Origin of the sequence: Actinomycetospora soli, from assembly GCF_021026295.1 — a bacterium.
In the GTDB taxonomy this organism is placed as follows: Bacteria; Actinomycetota; Actinomycetes; order Mycobacteriales; family Pseudonocardiaceae; genus Actinomycetospora; species Actinomycetospora soli.
This window is the reverse complement of sequence record NZ_JAJNDA010000016.1, coordinates 77552-101639: the sequence shown is the minus strand read 5'-3', so window position 1 is coordinate 101639 and position 24088 is coordinate 77552. Positions and strand designations below refer to the sequence as shown.

The following is a 24088-nucleotide window of genomic DNA, read 5'->3' as shown; positions in this document are numbered from 1 at the left end:
CGGTGCGGTCAGGCCTCGTCGCGGGACTCGAGGGGGAGCGGCCGGCCGAGCACCGCGAAGGGGCGCGGGTCGCTCGAGAACCGGTGGTGGCGCAGCAGGTCGCGGAAGCCGCACCGCCGGTACAGCAGCCAGGCGCGGGTGGGGACCGGCGCCTCGGGCGTGGAGAGCAGCACGTGGCCCGCGTCGGCCCGGTCGAGCAGGCGCCGGAGCAGCGCCTCCCCGAGGCCGCGGCCCTGGACGTCGGTGCGCACGTGGAGCTCGGTCAGCTCGAAGTAGTCGCCGAGGTAGCGGTCCGGGTCGTCGTCGAGGGGCCACGGGTCGAGGTCGGGCGTGTCCGTGTGCGACCCGCCGTCCCCGAGCAGCCGCCCGAGCCCGCTGCCGAACAGCGCGCCGCCGACCGAGCGCGTCGGCCGGTTCGCCCGCCGCAGCCCGCGCCGGACCTCCTCGTACCACCACTGCCCGGGGGCTCCCGGGTAGCCGTACGCGATCCCGCGGAGGGTGTCGTCGTCGTCCACGGCCGCGACCGCGCGCCACCCGACGCGGCGGGAGTGCTCGAGCCACATCGGGGCCCGCTGCCGGGCGGTGCCCGCCGGGTAGCCCATCGCCCGGACGTAGAGCTCGAGGGCCTCGTCGAGACGGCGGCCGAGGTCCGCGGGCTCGAGGTCGACCAGGTGCACGTCCTCCGGTGCGGCCGTCATCGGGCGGCCCGCGACGCGCGGGCGGGGGTCGCCGACGCCGTCGCCTCCCGGTCCATCGGGCCATCTCATCACGCCGGGCGGCGCGGATCACGCCCACTCCCGGACGACTTGACGTCCGGGCCGGTGCAGGGTTCACTCAGGGGTATCGAACACGTGTTCGATCGACCGGGTCGGCGGGGCGTGGGGAAGCGCTCCGTCGGCCGGGCCGGCCGCCGGCTTCCCCACGGTGGCAGGCACAGCCCGCTCCCGCACGAGGCGGGGTGGGGAGGAACGCGCCGCCGTGGAGGACGCATGGTTCGCAATCCCTCGCCGGTCCAGGTCCGGTGCGTCGACGGGGACCCCGTCGAGTTCCACCGTCGGCCGAACCGCAGGGACAGCCACTACCTGGTCACCGAGGTCCAGGAGCGGTGGATCGAGGAGTCGCGGTGGCCGTTCCGCTCGGCCATGCCCATCGGGGGAGACCGCTGCCGGTGCTGGCGGGTGCTCGCCCGCCGCTCCGACGAGCCTCACCTGCCGGCCGCCGAGTTCGTCCTGCGCATGCGCTCCGGCCCGGGGGTCTGGGACCTCCGGTGGCTGACCTGACCTGACCGCCCCGTTCCGCCCCGTCCGCCTGACCCGTCCGACCCGCGAGGAGTCCCCCGTGAGCACCCCCACCACCTGCAGCACCGGCGACCTGTTCGACACCGGAGGCGCCTCGGCGCCCGCCCCGCGCGGCGGCGGCCGCCCGCGACCGGCCGGACGTGCGCCCGTGGCCGGGCACCGCGGTGAGGCCCGTCGTCGGTCGTCGGCCGCACCGCGCCCGCCGGCGCCGCCGCCGTCGCGCTCGGTCGTCACCCTGCTCGGTGCCGCCCGCGAGGGGCTCCGGGAGGCCCAGGGCGCGGCCACCCCGGCCGAGCGGTTCCGCCTCGCGCACCTGTCCGCGCTGCGGTCGGCGGCCGCCGTCCTCGCGGTCCGCGCGGTCGCGCGACGCTCGTCGCGGCCCACCGACGCATGGACGCTGCTCGGCTCGGTCGCCCCCGAGTACGGCGAGTGGGCGGCGTTCTTCGCGGCCCACTCCTCGACCCGCTCGGCCGTCGAGGCCGGGGCGACGCGGCTGGTGGGTCAGCGGGACGCCGACGACATGGTGCGCCAGGCCGACCTCTTCCTCGCCCTCGTCACCCGGACGGTGGCCGGACTGCGGACGCCCTGAGCCGGTCGGCTCAGCCGGTCCGGCGACCGCGGCGCTCACGGGCGCTGTGGCCCGCGCGCACGATCCGGCCGAGGAGCACGTCGAACTGCTGGGAGATCTCCCGGGCGCCCGGGGTGTCCCACCGCTGGATCGGCACGCCGGCCCCCTGGGCCTGCTGCACGGCGGTGCGGTCCGGCAGCACACCGGAGAGCACCAGCGGCCCGAACAGCTCGCGGAGCTCGTTCACCCGGAACTCGTGCTCGGCCGACCGCGTGCGGTACTTGTTGATCAGTACGCCGAGCGGCTGCAGGCGCGGGTTGTGGGCGCGCTCGGCCTGCACGGCCTCGAAGGCGCGCTGGACCCCGGACACCGCGAAGATCGTCGGCTCGGTGACGAGCACGGCGCGGTCGACGGCGACGAGGGCGGAGCGGGTGAGCTGCCCGAGCGAGGGCGGGCAGTCGATCAGGACCAGCTCGTAGTGCGGCAGCGACGCGCCCGCCGTGGCGCCCCGGCGCGGCGGTGCCGTCTCGTCGGCGTCGACCACCGTGCTGCGCGGCAGGGCGGCGAGCAGGCGGGACAGCCGGCCGAGCCGCTGGGAGCCCGGATCGGGGTGGTTGTGGCGCTCGATGTCCTCCGAGCCGACCAGGACGTCGATCGTGTCGTCCCACGAGCTCGGGGCGATCGACGTGGCGAGCACGGCAGGGGAGGGGTGCTCGAGGGCGTCCGCGACGGTGGTCTCGCTCTCGCCGGGCTCCAGGGCGGTGGTCGCGTTGCCCTGGGGGTCGAGGTCGACGACGAGCGTGCGCAGCCCCTGCTTCGCGGCGGCTCCCGCCAGCCCGAGGGTGACGGTGGTCTTGCCGACCCCGCCCTTGAGGCTGAGCACACCGGTCACGTACACGAAGGCAACGTACCGGCTCGCGCGGGGATCCCCGATGGGTGAGCACTACGGTGTGGCCGTGACCGCTCGCCCGGCCCGATCGCCCGTGCCCCCGGCCGTCGACGTCGTGGCCGACAGCCTGCGTGCCGAACTGGACGCCGCCCGCGCGCGGCGCGGCTCCGCCGTGGGACCGGTGCGCGTCCTCGACGTCGGCGGTGGGAGCGGTGCGTGGGCGGTCCCGCTCGCCGCGGACGGGTGCGACGTCACCGTCGTCGACTCGAGCGCCAACGCCCTGGCGGTGCTCCGCAGCCGGGCCCGCGACGCGGGCGTCGGGGAGCGGGTGCGCGCCCTCCAGGCCGACGTGGACGCGCTCGCCGAGGTCACCGACGGGCTGCACGCCGACCTCGTCCTCGGCCACGGGCTGCTCGAGTACGTCGACGACCCGGCGGCCGCAGTGCGCTCCCTCGCGGGCGCGACGGCTCCCGGAGGCCTCGTCTCGCTGCTCGTGGCCAACCGCTACGCCGCGGTGCTGGCCCGCGTGGTGAGCGGGCGCGTGGGGGAGGCGCGGCGCATGCTCGCCGACCCGGCGGGCCGGTGGGGTGCCGCCGACCAGCTCCTGCGGCGGATGGACACCGCGGAGGTGACCGCCCTCGTCGAGCAGGAGTCGGCGCTCACGCTCGAGCGAGTCCAGGGCCACCGCGTCCTCGCCGACCTCGTGCCCGAGCACGCGCCGGACGCCGGTTCGCCGGGCGACCTCGTCGCGCTCGAGGAGCTCGCGTCGACCACGCCGCCCCTCCGTGACCTCGCCTCGCGGATCCATGTCCTCGCCCGGCGAGGGGCCGATTCCCCGGTCGCGTGAGGTCCGTGTGACGCCGCTCGTGGATCTGCGGCCGGAGATCACCGGACGCGGTCGGGTGATCGCGTGGAGTGGCCCGTGGCCAGCGTCTCACCGGCCGAAAGCATGATCGTCGGGGCAGAACACCGGTCCGGGTAGTCGGACTGCCGGAGGGCTCGTACGATGAGGGACAGCCATCACGTCGATGTGCCGATCGTCCCTTCCCCCGGGGCCGATCCACGCTCTCGTTCCGGTGCCGGAGGAGAATCATGCCGCTCTCCGAGCACGAGCAGCGCCTGCTCGACCAGATCGAGCGCGCTCTCTATGCCGAGGATCCGAAGTTCGCGTCGACCGTTCGCGGAGGTCGCCTCCGGCGGCCGTCCCGGCGCCGGCGGATCCAAGGCGTGGTGCTCTTCGTCGTCGGAGTCGTCGCCCTGGTGATGGGCCTCGTGTTCATCCAGGCGCTCTCGCCGGGCGGGTTCCCGGTCGTGAGCGTGATCGGCTTCCTCATGATGTTCGCCGGTGCGGTCCTCGCGATCACGGCGACCGGTGGCAAGAAGGGTGAGGCGGCCGCTGGTGAGGGAGACGGCAAGGCCGCCCCGGCCGGCGAGAAGGACAAGAGCCGCTTCACCACCTAGATGGAGGAGCGCTTCCGCAAGCGGTTCGAGCAGGAGTAGCTCGCCCCACGAACCCGACGCGCCGTCGACCCCTCCGGGTCGGCGGCGCGTTCGTGTGTCCGGGGTCGACCCGCCGCCGTCCGCGAGGGTGACGTGAGGCAGGTCCAGGCGCCTCGCGGGCTGCCTGGTGTCACTCTCACGCCCCGGGCGCCCCACTCCGCCCCACGGGTCGCCCCACTCCGCCCCACGGGTCGCCCCACCTCGCCCCACGGGCCGCCCCACCTCGCCCCACGGGCCGCCCCACTCCGCCCCACGGGTCGCCCCACTCCGCCCCACGGGTCGCCCCACCTCGCTCCACGGGCCGCCCCACCTCGCCCCACCGCGCCCCCGAGCAGGCCCGGAGCGCCCTCGGCAGGCGTCTGATCGCGTGTCATTGCCTGCTCCGACCAGGTGGATCAGGGATCGTCGACAGGCCGACTCCCCGCATCCCCCACCTCCCCCCACCGGCACTGACCTGGGCGAACTCCACCGATCGGGGCGCACACGCCGCCCCGGCGAGGTTGAAGGTGGAGCGAGGTGGGGTATTGTGGTGAGCAGTGGGGCGATAGGGGCCTCATCGGGGAGGTGGGGCCGTGTTCCTCGGCACCCACACCCCGCGGTTGGACGACAAGGGCAGGTTGACCCTGCCCGCCAAGTTCCGGGACGAGCTCGCAGGGGGGCTGATGATCACGAAGGGGCAGGACCACTGCCTGTACGTGTTCCCTCGCGACGAGTTCGAGCAGATGGCCCGGAAGGTCGCCGAGGCGCCGTTCACCGACGAGCGGGTGCGCGCGTACCAGCGCTACCTGTTCGCCGGCACCGACGAGCAGCGTCCGGACTCGCAGGGGCGCATCCCGATCAACGCCGAGCTGCGGCGGTTCGCCGGGCTCGACCGGGAGTGCACCGTGATCGGGGCGGTCAGCCGCCTCGAGATCTGGGACTCGACCCGGTGGCAGGCCTACCAGGACGAGCACGAGGACAGCTACGCGCAGGCCCAGCAGGAGGTTCTCCCCGGGGTCTTCTGACCTCACCGAACGACCCGCCCAGGCGCGGGGGTTCGGGTGCCGTGAGGCCCCGACCCGCAGGGTGACGGCCCTGGCACACCTTCCCCGGTGCCAGGTCCGCCCGCCCTGCGGGCCGGGACGTGACGGCATCCGTGCCCCGCCGGGCGCGGATCGGCGTCCCCGCCGGTCCGCACGCACCAGACGAGCGCCCGAGCGGACACGGTGGAGGCGGACGATGGACCCGACCGGGCCCTCGGGCGACGACGTCCCGCCGTTCACCCACATGCGCACCACGGGTGAGCGCCACGTCCCCGTGCTGCTCGAGCGCTGCCTCGACCTCCTCGCGCCCGCGCTCGACCGGCCCGACGCCGTCGTCGTCGACGGCACCCTGGGGATGGGCGGACACGCCGAGGCGCTCCTCGCCCGCCACCCCGGCCTCACGCTCGTCGGGCTCGACCGCGATCCCGAGGCCCTGCGGCTCGCCGGGGAGCGGCTCGCACCGCACGCCGGACGCACCCACCTCGTGCACGCCGTCTTCGACGAGATCGCCGACGTCCTCGACCGGCTCGACCTCGGCCCGGTCCACGGCGTCCTGTTCGACCTCGGCGTCTCCTCGCTCCAGCTCGACGAGGACGAGCGCGGCTTCTCCTACTCCCGCGAGGCACCGCTCGACATGCGCATGGACCCGACGACGGGTCCGAGCGCGGCGGACGTCCTCAACACCTACGCGCCCGGCGAGCTCGTCCGGGTGCTCCGCGACTACGGGGAGGAACGTGCGGCCCGGCGCATCGTCGAGGCCGTCGTCCGTGCCCGGCGACGGGCTCCGCTGCGGACCAGCGCGGAGCTCGTCGCCATCCTCGAGCAGGCCATCCCCGCCGCGAGCCGCCGCACCGGCGGCCATCCCGCGAAGCGGACGTTCCAGGCGCTGCGCATCGAAGTCAACGGTGAGCTCGACGCCATCGCCGGCGCGGTGCCCGCCGCCGTCGACGCGCTCGCGCTGCACGGCCGCATCGTCGTCATGAGCTACCAGTCGCTGGAGGACCGCATCGTCAAGCGCGTCCTGACCCAGCGGTCCCAGGTCACCGCGCCGCCGGACATGCCGGTGCTGCGCGACGAGGACCACCCCGAACTCGCGCTGCTCACCCGCGGCGCGGAGAAGGCCGACGAGGCCGAGGTCGCCGCGAATCCCCGGGCGGCCTCGGTGCGGCTGCGAGCCGCGGAACGCGTCCGGGAGGCGGCATGAGCTCGGGAACCCTGACCCAGCGCACGACGACGGGTCGCGCCGCGGGTCCGGCGAGGACGACGAAGGACCCCCGGGCCTCGACGTCCACGGCGACGGCGAGGACCACGACGGCCGACGGGCCGACGACGGGCACCACGAAGGCGGGCGCCCGGGCGCGCGCCACGTCCCGTCGTGCCCCGGCGCCGGGCACGAAGCGCACCCGCGGTGCGAGCACCGCCGCGGCCGCCGAGATCGCGGGCGGCACCGCGCCGTTCGTGCTCCTGATCATGGTGCTGTTGACGTCGGGGCTGGTGGCGACGCTGTGGCTCTCGACCGCCGCCGCGGCCGACTCGTACCGCCTCGACGACGCGCGCCAGGCCACGCGCGACCGCTCCGAGGAGGTCGAGCGTCTCCACCGCGACGTCGCCGCGATGCAGGCCGCGCCCGCGCTCGCCGCCGCCGCGCAGCGGATCGGCATGGTGCCCGCCGGCACGCCCGCCGTGATCCTCGTCCGCCCCGACGGCAGCAGCCAGGTCGTCGGCACGCCGCAGAAGGCGCGGGCCGCGGCCCCGCCGCCCGCCCCGGCCCCACCCGCGCCGGCGGACCCGGCCGCCCCGGCGGACCCGGCCGCCCCGGCGGACCCGGCCGCCCCGGCGGCAGGAGGCGTTGCGGCTGAGCCCCGGAGCACCACCTCCCAGGACGCCCGCTCGCAGGCCGACCCCGAGGCCCTCACCGCCGACCCCGCCACCGGTGTCCAGTCCTCCGCGGGCGGCTCGCCCGCGCCCGCCCCCGCCGGCGCCGGCGCCACGGGCGGCGGCCGCTGATGGCGCGCCCGCCCGCGACCCTGACCCGGCCGCCGTCCCGGTTCCCCGCCCCGCGCGGCCGCGACGAGCGCACGCCGCCGCGCCGTCCCGCGCCGCCGCCCCGCAGCGGCCCGCCCCGCCGGCCGCGGCCCCCACGCCCGCCGGACCCGCGCCGCCGCCTGCGCATCGGACGCCTGCTGCTCGTCGTGCTCCTCGTGATCGCGGCGGGCAAGCTCGTGGAGGTCCAGGCGATCAGCGCGGGCGACCTCGCCGCCGACGCCGCGAAGCAGCGGATGACCCGCCTCGTCGTACCCGCCGAGCGCGGCGCGATCCTCGACCGCGACGGCACGCCGCTGGCGTTCTCGGTGGAGGCCAAGGCGCTCGTCGGGAACCCGCGCCGGATCACCGCCGACTGGTCGACCCCCGAGATCCGCAACACCCCGGGCGCCCCGACGCCCGAGCAGCGCAAGGCCGCGATCGCCCAGGGGATGGGCGCGATCCTGCGCACCGACCCCGCGCCCTTCTACGCGGCCCTCATGAGCGACCGCAGCTACGTCGTGCTGGCGCCGCTGGTCGATCCCACCGCCGCGCGCACCATCCGCGAGCAGTTCCCGGAGATCGCGCAGGAGGACCGGGAGTCGCGGCAGTACCCGGCCGGGGACGTCGGCGGCTCCGTCGTCGGCAGCGCGTCCTGGTCGATGGACAAGGGCCGGATCAACGGCAACGTCGGGCTGGAGAGCGCCGAGGACACGGTGCTCGCCGGGCAGGACGGGTTCCGCGTCGTCGACACCGCCGAGGGCAGCGACGCCGTGATCCCGGGCTCCACCCGCGCCGAGCAGCCCGCGCAGGCGGGCACGGACATCGTCCTCACGCTCGACGCCGACCTGCAGTACACCGTGCAGCAGAAGCTCTCCGCCTACGTCGCGCGCACCGGCGCGAAGGGCGGCAGCGCCGTGGTGCTCGACGCGCGGACCGGGCAGCTCCTCTCGCTGGCCAACGCCGGCGCCGGCGGTGGCCCGGTCTCCGGGGACCCCGCGGTCACCACGCCCTTCGAGCCCGGCTCGGTGAACAAGGCCGTGACGTTCTCGGCGGCGCTCGAGGCCGGGTTGATCCGTCCCGAGGACGTCCTGACCGTGCCGGGCAGCATCAAGGTCGCCGACCGCACCATCAACGACGCCTGGTCGCACGGCCCGGTGCCGATGACGATGAACGGCATCCTCGGGAAGTCCTCGAACGTCGGGACGCTGATGACCGCGCAGCGCGTCGGCCCCGACCGCTTCGCCGACATGCTCGCCAAGCTCGGCATCGGGTCGAAGACCGGCGTCGAGCTGCCCGGCGAGAGCGGCGGCTCGGTGCCGGCCCGCGACAAGTGGTCGGGCTCCACGTTCGGCAACCTGCCGATCGGCCAGGGCCTGTCGATGACCACGCTGCAGATGGCGAGCATGTACCAGGCCATCGCCAACGACGGGGTGCGCGTCCCGCCGCGGGTCATCTCCGCGACGGTCGCCCCGGACGGGGTGCGGACCCCGACGCCCGCACCCGAGGGCATCCGGGCGATGTCCCCGCAGACCGCGCAGACGATGCGCCAGATGCTGCAGTCGGTGACCCAGGCCGGGAAGAGCCCGAACGAGGGCACCGGGGCCAAGGCCGCGATGGACGGCTACCCGGTGGCGGGCAAGACCGGGACGGCGCAGCAGGTCGACCCGTCGTGCGGCTGCTACGCGAAGTCGACGTACTGGATCACCTTCGCCGGCATGTTCCCGGCCGACCACCCGCGCTACGTCGTCGCGCTCATGCTCGACGCGCCGCCCGGGGGCGACTCGGCGGCGCCGCTGTTCCACGACATCGGCTCCTACCTCGCCGCGCACGGCGACGTGCCGGTGTCGACGGCGCCGCCGCGTCAGGTGCCGCTGCAGCTCACGCCGTGAGGTCCAGCTCGTAGTCCTGGCCGAGGAGCGGCACGCCGAACTCGTCGTGCTGCTCCTCGGCCGTGAGCACGAACCCCTCGTCGAGGTAGATCCCGCGGGCGGCGGCCAGCGGCGCGTTGGTCCACAGCACGAGGCGGGAGAACCCGGCGTCCCGCGCGTGCGCGACGCACCGGCGCACGAGGGTGCGCCCGACGCCGAGCCCCCGGGCGGCCGGGTCGAGCAGGAGCAGCCGCAGCCGCGCGGTGCCCGCGTCCTCCCGTACGCAGAACACGCAGCCGACCCGGCGGTCGTCCAGCTCGGCGATCCAGGCGGCGTCGGGGCCCGGCGTGTAGGCCGCCACGATCCCCGCCGTGACCTGCTCGACGGCCCACCCGTACTCCGCGGCATAGAGCTCGCCGTGCGCCATCACCACCCAGCCCAGGTCGCCGGGACGGTCGGCCGCCCGGACGGTGACCTCACCCATGCTCACACCCTCCTGACTGAAACGAGTGTTTCAGTGAAGCACACTGTCCCTCGTGACGGCGACCGACGAGGCGAGTGCGGCGACCGACGGGACCGGGTCGGCGCGCCGACGTGAACTGCTCGACGCGACGTACGGCTGGGTCCTCGAGCACGGCTGGGCCGGCATGTCGCTGCGCCCGCTCGCCGAGGCCGTCGGGTCCAGCCCGCGCGTGCTGCTCTACCTGTTCGGCAGCAAGGACGGGCTGGTCCGCGCGCTACTCGGGCGCTCGCGCGCCGACCAGCTGCGGGTCCTCGACGCCCTGCCCGACGACGCCGGGCTCGCCCGGGTCGGGCACGACCTCTGGGCCTGGCTCGCCGCGCCCGAGCACCGCGGGCTGCTCCGGCTCTGGCTCGAGGCCTACAGCCGGTCGCTGGGCGACGAGCCCGACGCGGAGGGGGGTCGGGACAGCCCGTGGGCCGGGTTCGCCCGCGACACGGTCACCGACTGGGACCTCCTGCTCGCCGCCCACCAGCCCTCCGAGCGCGTCTCCACCCCGGAGGGCACCGCCGAGCGCGCACTGCTGCTCGCCGTCCTCCGCGGGGCCCTGCTCGACCTGCTCGCCACCGGCGACGCCGAGCGCACCACGGCCGCCGTCACGGCCCACCTGCACGGCCTCGACGACGGGGCGCGCGACACGCCCGACGACGACGGCTGAGACCGCGATCGGGCCACCGGCGCTCGACCCGCGGGCGGGAGGGCGCGGGCGGGCCCGATCGGGACGGTGAGTAGCCTTCCGCCCGTGCCGCCCGCGCCCAGCCGGACCGCCGTGGAGCCCCCCGGGGGCCGTACGGGGCCCTCGTCGAGCGCCGCTCCGGGTGGCGACGACGCGACCGCGCAGGAGGGCGTGATCCGGCCCGACACCGTGGTCCCGACCACCCTCGCGAGCCTCGCGGACCGCATCGCCGAGGCCACCGGGACGGCCCCCGAGCTGCGCGGCCCCGACGTTACGACGACGGGTGCCACCCTCCGTGCGCACGAGGCGCGGCCCGGGGACCTCTTCGCCGCCCTGCCCGGCGCGCGCGCCCACGGCGCCGATTACGCCGACCAGGCCCTCGCCCGGGGCGCCGTCGCGGTCCTGACCGACCCCGACGGCGCGACCCGACCCGCCGTCGGGAACGGGCCGACCCTCGTGCACCCGCAGCCGCGCGAGGCCCTCGGGCCCGCGTCCGCGCGGCTGTACGGCGACCCGTCGTCGCACCTGGCGCTGCTCGGGGTCACCGGGACCAGCGGCAAGACGACCACGGTGTACCTGCTCGAGGCGGCCCTCGCGGCCGCGGGGACCACGACCGGGCTGATCGGCACGGTCGAGACCCGGATGCACGGACGGCGGGTCCCGAGCGCGTTCACCACGCCGGAGGCGCCGGACCTGCAGGCGCTGCTCGCGGCGATGGTCGAGCGCGGCGTGACCCACACGGCGATGGAGGTCTCCAGCCACGCGCTGGCGCAGGGCCGGGTCGGCGGCACGCACTACGCCGTCGGCGCCTTCACCAACCTCTCCGCCGAGCACCTCGACTTCCACCCGACGATGGAGGACTACTTCGCCGCCAAGGCCCGCCTGTTCGACGGGCGCGCGCAGCGGCACGTGGTCTGCGTCGACGACGACTGGGGCCGCCGCCTCGCCGCCACGGTCGAGGCGACGACGGTGAGCACGGGCGGGCCCGCCGACTGGAGCGCCGCCGACGTCGTGGTGCACCCCGACGGCTCGCAGTCCTTCCGCGCCGACGGGCCCGACGGGCTCGCGCTGCCGGTCGAGCTGCGGCTGCCGGGGTCGTTCAACGTCGCGAACGCGCTCGTCGCCCTGGCCTGCGGGCACGCGGTCGGGCTGGACCCCGAGCGGCTCGCGGCCGGTCTCGCCACGGTGACCGTCCCGGGGCGGATGCAGCGGGTCGACGTCGGCCAGCCCTACCTCGCCGTCGTCGACTACGCGCACAAGCCGGCCGCGGTCGAGGCGCTGCTGCGGACGCTGCGCTCGCAGATCGACCGGGGCGAGCGCAGCGACGGGAAGGACCGCGGACGGGTCCTGACGGTGCTCGGCTGCGGCGGCGACCGCGACCGCGAGAAGCGCCCCGTGATGGGCGCCCTCGCCGCGCAGCTCTCCGACCTCGTCTGGATCACCGACGACAACCCCCGCACCGAGGACCCGGCGGCGATCCGCGCCGCGATGCTGGACGGGGCGCGGGCCGCGGACGGGGCGCGTGCGAAGGTGGCCGAGGAGGGCGACCGCCGCGCCGCGATCCGGGCGGCCGTGGCCGCCGCGCGACCGGGCGACGTCGTCGTCGTCGCCGGCAAGGGCCACGAACTCGGCCAGAAGGTCGGCGCCGAGACCCGGCCCTTCTCCGACGTCGACGAACTCACGACCGCCATCCAGGAGGATCCTGCGTGATCGAGCTGACCCTCGCGGAGCTCGCCCGCCTCGTCGGCGGACGACTGCACCGGGCGACCGGGGACGAGCGCGTCACGGGCACGGTCGAGTTCGACAGCCGCGCGGTCACCCCGGGCGGGCTGTTCGTCGCGCTCCCCGGCGAGCGCGTCGACGGGCACGCCTTCGCGACGACGGCCGTGGCCGCCGGGGCGGCCGGGGTCCTGGCCGCCCGCGAGGTCGACGCGCCCGCCGTGCTGGTCGACCCGCTGCCCGCGGACGCACCCGTCCCCGACGCCGCCCTCGACGCGGGCGGCGCGGCGGTGCTCGTCGCGCTGCAGACCCTCGCGCGCCACGCGGTGGACTCGCTGCCCGACCTCGACGTGGTCGGCCTCACGGGCTCCTCGGGCAAGACCTCCACGAAGGACCTCATCGCGGGCCTGCTCGAGCACGACGGCCCCACGGTCGCGCCGCCCGGGAGCTTCAACAACGAGCTCGGGCACCCGTGGACCGTGCTGCGCGCCGACGCGTCGACGCGGCACCTGGTCCTCGAGCTCTCCGCCCGCGGCCGCGGCCACATCGCGGCGCTGTGCCGGGTCGCCCCGCCGCGCGTCGGTGCGGTGCTCAACGTCGGGTCCGCGCACCTGGGCGAGTTCGGGTCGCGCGAGGCGATCGCGCAGGCCAAGGGCGAGCTCGTCGAGGCGCTCCCCGCCGCCGCCGACGGCGGGGTCGCGGTGCTCGGCGCCGACGACCCGGTGGTCGCCGCGATGCGCTCCCGCACGGCCGCCCGCGTCGTGCACGCCGGCCGCGCGCCGGAGGCCGACGTCCGCGCGGTCGACGAGGTGATCGACGACGAGGGCCGGCCGCGGTTCCGGCTGGTGACCCCGGCCGGCGAGGCCGAGGTCGCCCTGGGCCTGCGCGGCGCGCACCAGGTCGACAACGCCCTCGTGGCCGCGGCGATCGCGCTGGAGACGACCGGCCTCGACGTCGGGACCGTGGCCGAGGTGCTCGGCGCGGCCGTCCCGCGCAGCCGCTGGCGCATGGAGGTGGGGGAGCGGCCGGACGGGGTCCGGGTGCTCAACGACGCCTACAACGCGAACCCGGAGTCGATGCGCGCCGCCCTCGCCACGCTGGCCGCCATGGGTGGCCGGCACACGGCCGTGCTGGGCGCGATGGCCGAGCTCGGCGCCGACGCGGACGCCGCGCACGCCGAGCTGGGCCGGCTGGCCGCGAGCAGCGGCCTGCACCGCCTCGTCGTCGTGGGCGAGGCCGCGCGCGAGGTCCACGAGGCGGCCCGCGCGGCCGGCCTGGACTCCGACCTCGTGCCGGACGCCGCGAGCGCGGTCGAGGCCGTGCACCCCGAGCCCGGCGACGTCGTGCTCGTGAAGGCGAGTCGCTCGGCGGGGCTGGAGACGGTCGCCCGGGCACTGCTCGAGGCGGGGGCGCAGCGATGAAGGGCGTGCTGGTCGCCGCGGGGCTGGCCCTCGCGGTGTCGATCCTGCTGACGCCGTACGTGATCCGGCTGTTCATCAAGCAGGGCTTCGGGCAGGAGATCCGCGAGGAGGGCCCGCAGAGCCACCAGGGCAAGCGCGGCACCCCCACCATGGGCGGCGTCGCGATCCTCATCGCGATCTGGGTCGGCTACCTCGCCTCCCACCTCGCCGCCGACGTGTCGATCTCGGCGTCCGGGCTGCTGGTCCTGATGCTGATGACCTCGCTCGGGGTGGTCGGCTTCCTCGACGACTTCATCAAGATCCGCCGGCAGCGCAACCTCGGGCTGAACAAGACCGCGAAGCTCGTCGGCCAGTTCGTCACCGCCGTGATCTTCGCGGTGCTCGCGCTGCAGTTCGTCGACGAACAGGGCCTCACACCCGCCTCGACGAACCTGTCCTTCGTGCGGGACATCGCCGTGGTCGGCTTCGGCAGCGTCGGGTTCGTCCTGTTCTGCTACCTCATCGTCACGGCGGCCTCGAACGCCGTGAACCTCACCGACGGCCTCGACGGGCTCGCCGCGGGCATCTCGGCGATGGTGCTCGCGACCTACCTCATCGTCTCGTTCTGGCAGTTCCGCAACGACTGCGGCACCGCGATCGAGGCCGGCTGCTACCAGGTCCGCGACCCGCTGGACATCACGCTCGTCGCGGCCGCCGGCATGGGGGCGTGCATCGGGTTCCTGTGGTGGAACGCCGCCCCGGCCCGCATCTTCATGGGCGACACCGGCTCGCTGGCGCTCGGCGGCCTGTTTGCCGGCCTCGCGATGGTCACGCGCACCGAGCTGCTGCTCGTGGTGCTCGGCGGCGTGTTCGTCGTCGAGGCGCTCTCGGTGGTGCTGCAGGTGGCGGTCTTCCGGACGACGCGACGGCGCCTCTTCCGGATGGCCCCGTTCCACCACCACTTCGAGCTGGCCGGGTGGGCCGAGACGACCGTGATCATCCGGTTCTGGCTGCTCGCCGCGATCTGCTGTGCGCTGGGCCTGGGGCTGTTCTACAGCGAGTGGCTGGCTGCGTCCGGTGGCTGACCGGAGCCGGGGCGAGCGCAGCGGCGGGGGATGGGACGGCCGGCACGTGCTGGTCGCCGGGGCCCGGCGCACCGGTGCCTCGGTGGTCGACGTCCTGCTGGAGCTCGGCGCCCGGGTGACGGTCGCGGACGCGGACCCCGCCCAGCTCGCGACGCTGTCCGACCGCGACGCCGGGTCCACCACCGACCTCACCGCGCTGCCGGCGGGCTGCGACCTCGTCGTCACCAGTCCCGGCTTCCGGCCGGACTCCCCGCTGGCGCTCGCCGCCCGCGACGCGGGCGTCGAGATGATCGGCGAGCCGGAGCTGGCGTGGCGGCTGGGGCAGGACCCCGCGGTGTGCCCGGAGGGCCCGCCCGCGTGGCTCGCGGTCACCGGCACCAACGGCAAGACGACCACCACCGGCATGCTCGAGGCGATCCTGCTCGCGGCCGGGCTCGACGCCGTGGCCTGCGGGAACATCGGGCTGCCGATCGTCGACGCCCTGCGGGCCGGCCACCGGGTGCTCGCGGTGGAGCTCTCGAGCTTCCAGCTGGAGTGGTCGCCGTCGGTGGCCCCGTTCGCGGGCGCGGTGCTCAACGTCGCCGACGACCACCTCGACGGGCACGGCTCGATGGCCGCCTACGCCGGCGCGAAGGCGCGCGTCCTGCGCGGGCGGGTCGCCGTGGGCGGACTGGACGACGAGCGGGCCGCGGGCCTGCTGCGCGCGGCCACCGGACGGCGGGTCGGCTTCACCCGGGGCGAGCCCGGCCCGGGGGAGCTGGGGGTCGAGACGACGCGCGGCGTGCGGCGACTCGTCGACCGGGCCTTCGACGACGCCGGGGGCGAGGACCGCCGCGGGGTGGTGCTGGCCGAGGTGGCCGACATCGTCCCGGCGGGCCCGCCCGGCGAGGCGAACGCGCTCGCCGCCGCCGCGCTGGCCCGGTCGTACGGCGTCACCGCGGAGGCGGTCGCGGCCGGGCTGCGGGCGTACGCCCCCGGCGCGCACCGAGGTGCCGTGGTCGCCGAGTCGGGCGGGGTGCGCTGGGTCGACGACTCCAAGGCCACCAACCCGCACGCGGCCGCCGCCTCGCTCGCCGCGCACGGCCGCGTCGTGTGGGTGGCGGGCGGCCTGCTCAAGGGCGCCGCGGTCGACGACCTCGTCCTCGCCAACGCCGGCCGCCTCGCCGGCGCGGTGCTGCTGGGCGCCGACCGGGCCCGCTTCCTGGAGGCTCTCGCCCGACACGCCCCCGAGGTGCCGGTCGACGACGTCGGCGGGGGTGACGATGGTCCGATGGACCCGATGCTGGCGGCGGCCCGGTCGGCCGCGACGATGGCCCGGCCCGGCGACGTCGTGCTGCTCGCCCCCGCGGCGGCCTCGATGGACATGTTCCGCGACTACGCGGAGCGCGGGGACGCGTTCGCCGCGGCCGCCCAGCGCGTCGCGGGCGCGAGCGGGGCGAGCGCCGAGCCCGACCCGGCGGCCGACGCCGAGCCCGAACCGGGCGCGGTGGCGGAGCCGGCCGCGGACCCGTCGTCGTGACCACCCGCACGACGGGGCGGACACCGCGCCGTACGCGGCAGGCCCCGCCGAACGTGCGCGCCCTCGGCGGCGCGCTCTCGCAGTGGCTCGGGCGCCCGCTGACCTCGCTGCACCTGGTGCTCGCGGTGTTCGGCCTGCTGACCGCGCTCGGCCTGGTCATGGTCCTGTCCGCGTCCTCGGTGAACGCCTACGCCGCGGGCGGCTCGTCCTACGGGGTGTTCTTCCGCCAGCTCGCCTTCGCGGTGCTGGGCGCGGGCCTGTTCTGGCTCGGCCTGCGCGTCCCGCCGCGGCGGTGGCGCGCGGCGAGCCCGTGGCTGCTCGCCGCCTGCCTGGTGCTGCTCGCACTGGTCCTCGTGCCGGGGCTCGGGGCGCAGGTCAACGGCTCGCGGTCGTGGTTCCGGATCGCGGGCCTGTCGCTGCAGCCCAGCGAGATCACCAAGATCGCGCTCGCCCTGTGGGGCGCGCACGTGCTCGTGCGGCACCGCCCGGCCCCGCGCCGGTGGCGGCAGGCGCTGCTGCCGATGGTGCCGGTCGCCGTGCTGATCTTCGCGCTGGTGATGCTGCAGCCCGACCTCGGCACGACGATCTCGCTGGGCGTCATCGTCGTGGGCCTGCTCTGGTTCGCCGGGGCGCCGCTCGGGCTGCTGGCCCTGTTCGGCACGCTCGGCGTCGTCGGGGTGGTCGTCCTCGGGGTGGCCGCGAGCTACCGGCAGAGCCGGCTGACCGCGTTCCTCGACCCGATGAACGCCGACCCGCTCGGCCCGGCCTACCAGGCCCGGCAGGCGCTGTTCTCGCTCGCCGACGGCGGGCTGTTCGGCCAGGGCCTCGGGCAGGGCCGGGCGAAGTGGAGCTACCTCCCCAACGCCGACAACGACTTCATCTTCGCGATCATCGGCGAGGAACTCGGCTTCCTCGGCGCGTCCGCGGTGATCGCGCTGTTCGCCACCCTCGCCTACACCGGGCTGCGCATCGCCGCGCGCTCGGTGGACCCGTGGATCCGGGTGGTGGCCGCGACGCTGACGGTGTGGCTGGTGGTCCAGGCGGCCATCAACATCGGCTACGTCGTCGGCCTGCTCCCGGTCACCGGGATCCCGCTGCCGCTGGTGTCCTCCGGCGGCACGTCCCTCGCCCTCGCGCTGTTCGCGGGCGGCCTGCTCGCCAACTTCGCCCGCCACGAGACCGACGCCGCCGCCGCGCTGCGCACCCACGGCCAAGGCCGCCTCGCGCGGATGCTCGGCCTGCCGCCGCCCGAGCCGGGGCGCGCCCGCACGACCTAGAGGAGTCCACCTGGTGTCCGACCGTCCCCGCCGTCCGCTCTCCGTCGTCGTCGCCGGCGGCGGCACCGCCGGCCACATCGAGCCGGCGCTCGCCCTGGCCGACGCGGTGCGGCGGCTGCGCCCGGACGCCCGGATCACCGCCCTGGGCACGGCCCGCGGGCTGGAGACGACGCTCGTGCCGAAGCGGGGCTACCCCCTCGAGCTGGTGCCGCCGGTCCCGCTGCCGCGCAAGCCGTCGAAGGACCTGGCGGCGCTGCCGTGGCGGGTCGTGGCGTCGGTGCGCCGGACGCGGCAGGTGCTGAAGGCGGTCGACGCCGACGTCGTCGTCGGGTTCGGCGGGTACGTCGCGCTGCCCGCCTACCTGGCGTCCCGGCTGCCCGGCACCCGGGTGCCGGTGGTGATCCACGAGGCCAACGCGAGTGCCGGCCTCGCGAACAAGGTCGGCGCCCGGCACGCGGCCGCCGTCGCGGCGGCGGTCCCGGGGTCGGGCCTTTCCGGGCCGGTGATCGGGATGCCGTTGCGCCGCGCCATCACCACCCTCGACCGCGAGGCCCTGCGCGCGAAGGCCCGGGCCCACTTCGGGCTCGACCCGGACGCCCCCACCCTGCTCGTCTTCGGCGGCTCGCAGGGGGCGCGCTCGCTGAACGAGGCCGTGTCCGGAGCGGCCGCCGGGCTCGCGGAGGCCGGCATCGGCGTGCTGCACGCGCACGGGCCGAAGAACAGCGTGGACGTGACCGCGAGCCGGCCGCCCTACGTCGCGGTGCCCTACCTGGAGCGGATGGACCTGGCCTACGCCGCGGCGGACCTCGCGATCTGCCGGTCCGGTGCCATGACGGTCGCGGAGGTCTCGGCGGTGGGGCTGCCCGCGATCTACGTGCCGCTGCCGCACGGCAACGGCGAGCAGCGGCTCAACGCGCTCCCCGTGGTGGAGCACGGCGGCGGCATCCTCGTCGAGGACGCCGACCTGACCCCGGAGAGGGTGCTCGAGCTCGTCGTCCCGCTGCTGACCAGCGGCGAACGGCTCTCCGCGATGAGCGTGGGAGCCCGGCGTACGGGGCACGCGGACGCGGACGAGACACTGGCCCGGATGGTGCTGGACGCGGCAGAGGGCACAGAGGGGACCCAGCGGTGACCGAGGAGATCATGCAGCCCGGCGAGCAGGCGGTCGTCCCGGAGCTGCCGCGACTGCTCTCGCGCGTGCACTTCATCGGCGCGGGCGGCGCGGCGATGAGCGGGATCGCCCGGATCCTGCTCGCCCGCGGCGCGATGGTGTCCGGGTCCGACGCGAAGGACTCCCGCGCGGTCCTCGCGCTGCGCACCCTGGGCGCCGAGGTCTCGGTCGGCCACGACGCCGCGAACCTCGACCTCCTGCCGGGCGGGCCGACCGCCCTCGTCACCACCAAGGCCGTGCACCAGGCCGACCCGGACAACCCGGAGCTGCTCGAGGCGGCCGCGCGCGGCATCCCGGTGCTGCACCGCTCGGCGGTGCTCGCCGAGCTGATGGCCGACCACCGCGCGGCCTGCGTGTCCGGCAGCGCCGGCAAGACGTCGACCACGTCGATGCTCGTCGTGGCGCTGCAGGCGTGTGGCACGGACCCGTCGTTCATGATCGGCGGCGACCTGCTGACGTCCGGCTCGAGCGCCCACCACGGGCACGGCGACGTCTTCGTGGCCGAGGCCGACGAGTCCGACGGCTCGTTCCTGGCCTACTCGCCCGCCGTCGCGATCGTCACCAACGTGGAGCCGGACCACCTCGACCACCACGGGACCGTCGAGGCCTACGTCGCGGTGTTCGACGCGTTCGCCGCCCGCATCGAGCCCGGTGGCGCGCTCGTGGTGTGCGCCGACGACGCCGGCGCCGCCGCCCTCGGCGACCGCGTGGCCGCCACCGGCGTGCGCGTGCGCCGCTACGGCCGGGCCGCGACCGGGCCCGACGACGTCACGGTGCTCGACTACCGCGCCGAGGCCTCGACCGGGGTCCTGACGATCCGCGTGGACGGTGCCGAGTACACCGTGCGCCTCGGCGTGGCGGGGGAGCACCAGGCGCTCAACGCCTGCGCCGCGCTGCTCGCCGGGCTCGACCTCGGTGCCCCCCTCGACCGGCTCCTGGACGGGCTCGCGTCCTTCACCGGGGTGCGACGCCGCTTCGAGCTCCGGGGCGAGGCCCACGGGGTGCGCGTGTACGACGACTACGCCCACGCGCCCACCAAGGTGGCCGCCCAGCTGCGCGCGGCGCGCCCGGTGCTGGGGGAGCGGGGCCGGCTGATCGTGGCGTTCCAGCCCCACCTGTACTCGCGGACCCGGGACTTCGCCGAGCAGTTCGGCGAGGCCCTGTCGCTCGCCGACGAGGTGGTGCTGCTCGACGTCTACGGCGCGCGCGAGCAGCCCGAGCCGGGCGTCAACGGCGCGACCGTCGCCCGCCACGTCACGCTGCCCGCCGAGCACGTGCACTACGAGCCGTCCTGGGCGGCCGTCCCGGCCCTGCTCGCGGACCTCGCGCGGCCGGGCGACCTCGTCATCACGATGGGCGCGGGCGACGTGACCGTCCTCGGCCCCGAGGTCCTCACCGAGATCGAGGGGCGCGACACGCCCGCTCCCGTCGGGGGCTGAGTCCGCTGGCGCCCCCCACCCGCCGCTCCCGGTCCGGCGTTCCCGACGGCAGGTCGGGTCGCCCGGGCGGGCGCGCGCGCGGCGAGGGCGGCCGCGGCCGGGCCGACGCCGGCCGGGACGGGCGGTCCCGCCGCCCGTCGTCGCGGCCCCCGCGGGACCGCGGCCCCCGTGACCACCCCGCCCTCGACGCCCGCGCCGCCCGCCGTCGCGCCCTGCGCCGGCGGTGGACCGTGGTGATCGGGACGCTCGCCGTCCTCGGCGGGCTGGTCTGGCTGCTCGGGTTCTCCCCGGTGTTCGACGTGCAGGCCGTGGAGGTCACGGGCGCGTCCCCGGAGACCCTCCCGACGGTCCAGCAGGCCGCGACGGTGCCGCCGGACACGTCGCTGCTCTGGCTGTCCACCGGCGACGTCGACGCGCGGGTCGCGGCCATCCCCCGGGTCGCGTCGGTCGACGTCCGGCGGTCCCTGCCGGGCACCGTCACGGTCGCGGTCTCCGAGCGGGAGCCGGTCGCCGCGGTGCCCGCGCCGGGCGGCGTCGGGCTGCTCGACGCCACCGGCTTCGTCTACCGCACGATGCCCGCCCCGCCCGCCGGGGTGCCGCGGCTCGTGCTCCCGCCCGGCGTGGCGCCCTCGCCGCAGGACCCGGCCACGGTGGCCGCCGTGCGGGTGCTGGAGGCGCTGCCGGCCGCGCTGCGCAGCAAGGTCACGGAGCTGCGCGCGGCGAGCGCCTACGACGTGTCGTTCACCCTCGACGGCCGCACGGTGCGCTGGGGGGCCGACGCCGAGGACGAGCGGAAGGCCGCGGTGCTCGGGCCGTTGCTGACGCGCCCGGGCTCCGTCTACGACGTCTCCACGCCCGACCTGCCCGTCGTCAGCTGACACGGTGCCCCGGGCGGCGCCGCCTCCGGACCGCGACGGACGAACCCTCGATCACCACTCGAAGTGTCACGCGCGGTCACCGTGTCTCCGGTGGCCGACGGGCACCGAGCGTGTGCGGCCGGGGCTCCGCCTCCCTCGTCCGTGGCGGCCGTGACCCCTCCGGGGGACCCGTGAAGGGTGTGTGACCTGCGCGAACGGGTTTCACCACTCTGGTTATCACTCACGTGCACACCACGCGTTTCGCTTGACCCAGATGTGTCACGCAGCGTCAACTCCCACCCGTCGTCACGACGGTGGGAGAGGTGCGAGCGCGATGGGCATGAGGACGGGCCGGGACACCGGGGGTGCGGCGCCACCACGGGTGCGCCGGGTGCTGGTCGCCGCGGCGGTGTCGTTCCTGGCCGCCTCGATCCTGGGGGCCACCCTCGGGCACGCCCCCGTGGCTCGGGCCTCGGAGCCCGGGGAGACCTGGGTGCCGGAGCTCGCCGTCGAGAACGCCGACGACACCAACGTCGTGGCGACCGCGGGCGCGATCCGCCTCGCCGACGGCGTGGTGCGGGCCCAGAGCGCCCGCTCCACCCGCAACGAGGGCGAGCTGCTGCTCTCGCCGCGCCGGCTGTCGGCGCCGGTCGACCGCGTCACCGCCACGGTGACCGCGGACGTCCCGCCCGGCGGCGAGGTCCTCGTCGACGTGCGCGGGGTCCGCGCCGACGGCACGTGGAGCCAGTGGAGCACCGCGAGCCCCGGCGGCCCCGCACGGCTGTCCGAGGCCATGAACGACCTGCAGGTGCGCGTCACGCTCGTCGCGGGCGACTTCGGCGCGAGCCCCGCGCTGCAGCGGCTCTGGCTCGCCGGCGACCGGGTCGGGACCACCCCGGCGCCCGCCCCGACCACCACCGCGCCCGCGCCCACCACCGCGCCGACGACGGCGCCCACCACGGCGCCCACGGCGCCCACGGTGCCGACCGCCGCCCCCACCCCGGCGAAGGTCGCCCCCGTCACCAGCCGCGTGTTCGCCACCCGCATCGGCCTCGTCGGGAACACCACCGCCAACGGCCACGTGATCGTCCCGCGCGACCACTTCGTCGCCCTGCCCTCGCGGCGCGGCCTCTCGCCCCGCGACAAGGGCGACTACACCGTCAAGGTCTGCGCCCCCAACGGGCGCTGCGCCTGGTCCCCGGTCTGGGACGTCGGTCCGTGGAACATCCGCGACGACTACTGGAACGTCGGGCGCCAGCAGTGGGGCGACCTGACGCTCGGGCTCCCGCAGGCCCAGGCCGCGTTCCAGCGCGGCTACAACGGCGGCAAGGACGGCTTCGGCCGCCGCGTGGCCAACCCCGCCGGCATCGACCTCGCCGACGGCACCTACTACGACGACCTCCAGCTCCGGGACAACAGCTGGGTCACCGTCACCTACCTCTGGACCGGCACCGGTCCCTCCGCCCTCGCCCGTCCCACCGGCGCCCCGACGCTCGTCGTGCGCTCCGCCCCGACCGACGCCTCCTCCTCCGTCGGCGCCGTCGCCGCCGGGGCCCGGATGGCCGTCACCTGCGTCGCCCAGGGCCAGCCGCGCGTCGGCTCGCAGGGCGCGAGCAGCCAGTGGCTGCAGGTCGGTCCCCAGCAGTACGTCCCCGCCGCCGCCGTGGAGGCCCCCCGTGTCGCGTCCTGCTGAGCTCCTCGATCCCCTCGCCGACCGCCCGCTCTCCCCGCACGCCGGGGCGGGCGCCCGGCCCTCGACCGCCGCCGCGGAGCGCGAGCGCCGCGGCTGGCGCCGCCGCCGGGCCTTCCTGACGGCGGGTGCGGGGGCACTGCTCGCCGCCGTCGTCGGACTCGCCGCCTCCGCCACCGCCGTGCCCACCGGCGAGAGCTGGGGCACCGAGCTCGCCGTCTCCGGCGGCGACGACGTGAACGTGCGCCTCGTCGACGGCGCGATCCGGCTCGTCACGCCCTCCACCGCCAAGGCGCGCTCCGAGGGCGTCATGGTCCTGCCGCCGCGCCGGCCCGCCGCCGCGACGAACGCGATCACCCCGACCCTCACCGCCGACCTGCCGCCCGGCACCACCGCCCGCGTGGACGTCCGCGGCGTCCTGCCCGACGGCACGTGGAGCCGGTGGCTCCCGACGAAGGACGGCGCCCGCACGGTCCTGCCCGCCCTGACCACGCAGGTCCAGGCGCGCATCGTCATGCTCGGGGGCAGCGGGGCGGTCAGCCCCGCCGTCGAACGGCTCTGGCTCACCACCTCCACCACGGCCGCGGCGCCCGCCTCGGGCACGGCCCCGGCGGCACCGAGCACCACGGCGGCCGTGCCGGCGACCTCGGCGCCCGCCGCGACGTCGGCACCGGCCACGACGTCGGCGCCCGCCGCGACGTCGGCACCGGCCACGACCTCGGCGCCGGCCACGACCTCGGCACCCGCGACGACGACCGCCCCGCCCAGCACCACCGTCATCCCGATCCGGCCGACCCCGGCGTCGGGCACCACCCCGGCGCCCGCGCCGGCCCCGAAGGCGATCTGGGACGCGAACATCACCGCGCAGGGCCTGGGCATGTTCAAGGACACGCCCTGGAACATGGTCGGCGCGAAGACGCCCACCGTCGTCGCGGCGACCGACCTCCCCGGCCGCAAGGCGCTGCGCTTCACCATGCCCGGCGGCGGCAAGCGCTCCGAGATCGAGCCGAACGTCGACAACTTCACCGAGGGCCAGGACCGCTACATCCGGCTCTCGGTGCGCCTCGCCGACGGCTTCCCGGTCCAGACGAACTCCTGGCAGCTCATCACGCAGTTCAAGAACGAGGGGACCGGCAGCCCGCCGCTCGAGCTGCGCATCGGCAACGGCAACTTCGTCCTCTCCGGCGGCTTCGGCCGGCCCGGCGGGTCGCGCAGCTTCGACAAGACGATCGGCCCGGCCGTCACCGGCAAGGTCGTCACCGTGGTGCTGCACGTGAAGTTCTCGTCCGACCCGTCGAAGGGGTTCGTCGACGCGTGGCTGGACGGCCAGCAGCGCGTCGCCGGCTTCAAGCCCCCGGGCGGCACGCTCTACCCCGGCATGTACAGCTACTGGAAGCTCGGCCTCTACCGCGACACCGGCATCGGCCAGACCGGCACCTACGAGCTGTCGGACGCCAGGCTGGGGTCGTCCTACGCGTCCGTGACCGGCTGAGGCCGCTCACCCGGGACGCGGCGCCGGGAAGTCTCGACCCGTCATCCAGAGTTCGCACCGGTTGGGGCAGACG

Annotated in this window: 22 protein-coding genes; 19 read left to right on the top strand and 3 right to left on the bottom strand. The window is 76.2% G+C overall.

Features of this window, described 5'->3' with window-relative positions:
* Positions 1 to 8 precede the first annotated feature (8 nt).
* Complete coding sequence (locus LN037_RS23460) at positions 9 to 698, bottom strand: GNAT family N-acetyltransferase (protein WP_230757805.1); 690 nt, start codon at positions 696 to 698, stop codon at positions 9 to 11.
* Between the two features lie 291 nt (positions 699 to 989).
* Between LN037_RS23460 and LN037_RS23455 the strand changes: the two genes are divergently transcribed.
* A complete protein-coding gene (locus tag LN037_RS23455) occupies positions 990 to 1280 on the top strand; it encodes a hypothetical protein (RefSeq protein WP_230757798.1) in 291 nt (96 codons plus the stop codon).
* 58 nt (positions 1281 to 1338) lie between these two features.
* Positions 1339 to 1887 (top strand): SAV_6107 family HEPN domain-containing protein, encoded by a 549-nt coding sequence (locus LN037_RS23450; RefSeq protein ID WP_230757796.1) that lies wholly within the window; start codon positions 1339 to 1341, stop codon positions 1885 to 1887.
* Positions 1888 to 1897: 10 nt separating this feature from the next.
* Here LN037_RS23450 and LN037_RS23445 read toward each other — a convergent pair whose 3' ends face one another.
* A complete protein-coding gene (locus tag LN037_RS23445; RefSeq protein ID WP_230757794.1) occupies positions 1898 to 2764 on the bottom strand; it encodes a ParA family protein in 867 nt (288 codons plus the stop codon).
* A 58-nt stretch (positions 2765 to 2822) separates the two neighbouring features.
* Between LN037_RS23445 and LN037_RS23440 the strand changes: the two genes are divergently transcribed.
* From LN037_RS23440 to LN037_RS23415, 6 genes are all read left to right on the top strand, one after another.
* Entirely contained in the window at positions 2823 to 3602 is a 780-nt protein-coding gene (locus LN037_RS23440; RefSeq protein WP_230757791.1) for a methyltransferase domain-containing protein, read from the top strand.
* Between the two features lie 245 nt (positions 3603 to 3847).
* Positions 3848 to 4216 (top strand): SCO2097 family morphological protein, encoded by a 369-nt coding sequence (locus LN037_RS23435; protein ID WP_230757788.1) that lies wholly within the window; start codon positions 3848 to 3850, stop codon positions 4214 to 4216.
* A 611-nt stretch (positions 4217 to 4827) separates the two neighbouring features.
* A complete protein-coding gene (gene mraZ / locus LN037_RS23430) occupies positions 4828 to 5259 on the top strand; it encodes a division/cell wall cluster transcriptional repressor MraZ (protein ID WP_230757785.1) in 432 nt (143 codons plus the stop codon).
* Positions 5260 to 5521: 262 nt separating this feature from the next.
* Positions 5522 to 6481 (top strand): 16S rRNA (cytosine(1402)-N(4))-methyltransferase RsmH, encoded by a 960-nt coding sequence (gene rsmH, locus LN037_RS23425; protein ID WP_230757927.1) that lies wholly within the window; start codon positions 5522 to 5524, stop codon positions 6479 to 6481.
* Complete coding sequence (gene ftsL / locus LN037_RS23420) at positions 6478 to 7284, top strand: cell division protein FtsL (protein WP_230757781.1); 807 nt, start codon at positions 6478 to 6480, stop codon at positions 7282 to 7284. Before rsmH ends, ftsL begins: the two co-directional genes overlap by 4 nt.
* The gene (locus LN037_RS23415) at positions 7284 to 9191 is read left to right on the top strand and encodes a peptidoglycan D,D-transpeptidase FtsI family protein (RefSeq protein ID WP_230757778.1); all 1908 of its coding nucleotides are present in this window, start codon (positions 7284 to 7286) and stop codon (positions 9189 to 9191) included. The genes ftsL and LN037_RS23415 overlap by 1 nt, the downstream gene beginning before the upstream one ends.
* Here the strand turns inward: LN037_RS23415 and LN037_RS23410 are convergent.
* Positions 9181 to 9660, bottom strand: a complete 480-nt coding sequence (locus tag LN037_RS23410; protein ID WP_308286179.1) for a GNAT family N-acetyltransferase — start codon at positions 9658 to 9660, stop codon at positions 9181 to 9183. The two genes, LN037_RS23415 and LN037_RS23410, sit on opposite strands and share 11 nt — an antisense overlap.
* Positions 9661 to 9706: 46 nt before the next feature.
* Here LN037_RS23410 and LN037_RS23405 point away from each other — a divergent pair, with 46 nt between their 5' ends.
* From LN037_RS23405 to LN037_RS33825, 11 genes are all read left to right on the top strand, one after another.
* Positions 9707 to 10348, top strand: coding sequence for a TetR family transcriptional regulator (locus tag LN037_RS23405; protein WP_230757774.1), 642 nt, complete (start codon positions 9707 to 9709; stop codon positions 10346 to 10348).
* Between the two features lie 84 nt (positions 10349 to 10432).
* A complete protein-coding gene (locus LN037_RS23400) occupies positions 10433 to 12076 on the top strand; it encodes a UDP-N-acetylmuramoyl-L-alanyl-D-glutamate--2,6-diaminopimelate ligase (protein ID WP_230757772.1) in 1644 nt (547 codons plus the stop codon).
* A complete protein-coding gene (locus tag LN037_RS23395; RefSeq protein ID WP_230757765.1) occupies positions 12073 to 13506 on the top strand; it encodes a UDP-N-acetylmuramoyl-tripeptide--D-alanyl-D-alanine ligase in 1434 nt (477 codons plus the stop codon). The genes LN037_RS23400 and LN037_RS23395 overlap by 4 nt, the downstream gene beginning before the upstream one ends.
* Positions 13503 to 14570, top strand: a complete 1068-nt coding sequence (mraY, locus tag LN037_RS23390; RefSeq protein ID WP_230757764.1) for a phospho-N-acetylmuramoyl-pentapeptide-transferase — start codon at positions 13503 to 13505, stop codon at positions 14568 to 14570. The genes LN037_RS23395 and mraY overlap by 4 nt, the downstream gene beginning before the upstream one ends.
* Positions 14563 to 16089 (top strand): UDP-N-acetylmuramoyl-L-alanine--D-glutamate ligase, encoded by a 1527-nt coding sequence (gene murD / locus LN037_RS23385; RefSeq protein WP_230757761.1) that lies wholly within the window; start codon positions 14563 to 14565, stop codon positions 16087 to 16089. The genes mraY and murD overlap by 8 nt, the downstream gene beginning before the upstream one ends.
* Complete coding sequence (gene ftsW, locus LN037_RS23380; RefSeq protein WP_230757746.1) at positions 16086 to 17366, top strand: putative lipid II flippase FtsW; 1281 nt, start codon at positions 16086 to 16088, stop codon at positions 17364 to 17366. Before murD ends, ftsW begins: the two co-directional genes overlap by 4 nt.
* Positions 17367 to 17379: 13 nt before the next feature.
* A complete protein-coding gene (gene murG, locus LN037_RS23375) occupies positions 17380 to 18498 on the top strand; it encodes an undecaprenyldiphospho-muramoylpentapeptide beta-N-acetylglucosaminyltransferase (RefSeq protein ID WP_230757734.1) in 1119 nt (372 codons plus the stop codon).
* 11 nt (positions 18499 to 18509) lie between these two features.
* Positions 18510 to 19976 (top strand): UDP-N-acetylmuramate--L-alanine ligase, encoded by a 1467-nt coding sequence (murC, locus tag LN037_RS23370; protein WP_230757924.1) that lies wholly within the window; start codon positions 18510 to 18512, stop codon positions 19974 to 19976.
* 233 nt (positions 19977 to 20209) lie between these two features.
* Positions 20210 to 20854, top strand: coding sequence for a cell division protein FtsQ/DivIB (locus LN037_RS23365; RefSeq protein ID WP_230757732.1), 645 nt, complete (start codon positions 20210 to 20212; stop codon positions 20852 to 20854).
* 313 nt (positions 20855 to 21167) lie between these two features.
* Positions 21168 to 22526 (top strand): DUF8814 domain-containing protein, encoded by a 1359-nt coding sequence (locus tag LN037_RS23360; RefSeq protein ID WP_230757729.1) that lies wholly within the window; start codon positions 21168 to 21170, stop codon positions 22524 to 22526.
* Complete coding sequence (locus LN037_RS33825; RefSeq protein WP_230757726.1) at positions 22510 to 24015, top strand: polysaccharide lyase family 20 protein; 1506 nt, start codon at positions 22510 to 22512, stop codon at positions 24013 to 24015. Before LN037_RS23360 ends, LN037_RS33825 begins: the two co-directional genes overlap by 17 nt.
* The last annotated feature ends 73 nt before the right edge of the window (positions 24016 to 24088 follow it).

What these genes read in the sequence shown, in the direction of transcription:
- LN037_RS23455 (WP_230757798.1), top strand. Translation starts at nt 990, where the DNA reads ATGGTTCGCAATCCCTCGCCGGTCCAGGTCCGGTGCGTCGACGGGGAC.
- murC (WP_230757924.1), top strand. Translation starts at nt 18,510, where the DNA reads ATGCAGCCCGGCGAGCAGGCGGTCGTCCCGGAGCTGCCGCGACTGCTC.
- ftsL (WP_230757781.1), top strand. Translation starts at nt 6,478, where the DNA reads ATGAGCTCGGGAACCCTGACCCAGCGCACGACGACGGGTCGCGCCGCG.
- LN037_RS23460 (WP_230757805.1), bottom strand. Translation starts at nt 698, where the DNA reads ATGACGGCCGCACCGGAGGACGTGCACCTGGTCGACCTCGAGCCCGCG.
- rsmH (WP_230757927.1), top strand. Translation starts at nt 5,522, where the DNA reads ATGCGCACCACGGGTGAGCGCCACGTCCCCGTGCTGCTCGAGCGCTGC.
- mraY (WP_230757764.1), top strand. Translation starts at nt 13,503, where the DNA reads ATGAAGGGCGTGCTGGTCGCCGCGGGGCTGGCCCTCGCGGTGTCGATC.
- LN037_RS23360 (WP_230757729.1), top strand. Translation starts at nt 21,168, where the DNA reads ATGGGCATGAGGACGGGCCGGGACACCGGGGGTGCGGCGCCACCACGG.
- LN037_RS23415 (WP_230757778.1), top strand. Translation starts at nt 7,284, where the DNA reads ATGGCGCGCCCGCCCGCGACCCTGACCCGGCCGCCGTCCCGGTTCCCC.
- LN037_RS23435 (WP_230757788.1), top strand. Translation starts at nt 3,848, where the DNA reads ATGCCGCTCTCCGAGCACGAGCAGCGCCTGCTCGACCAGATCGAGCGC.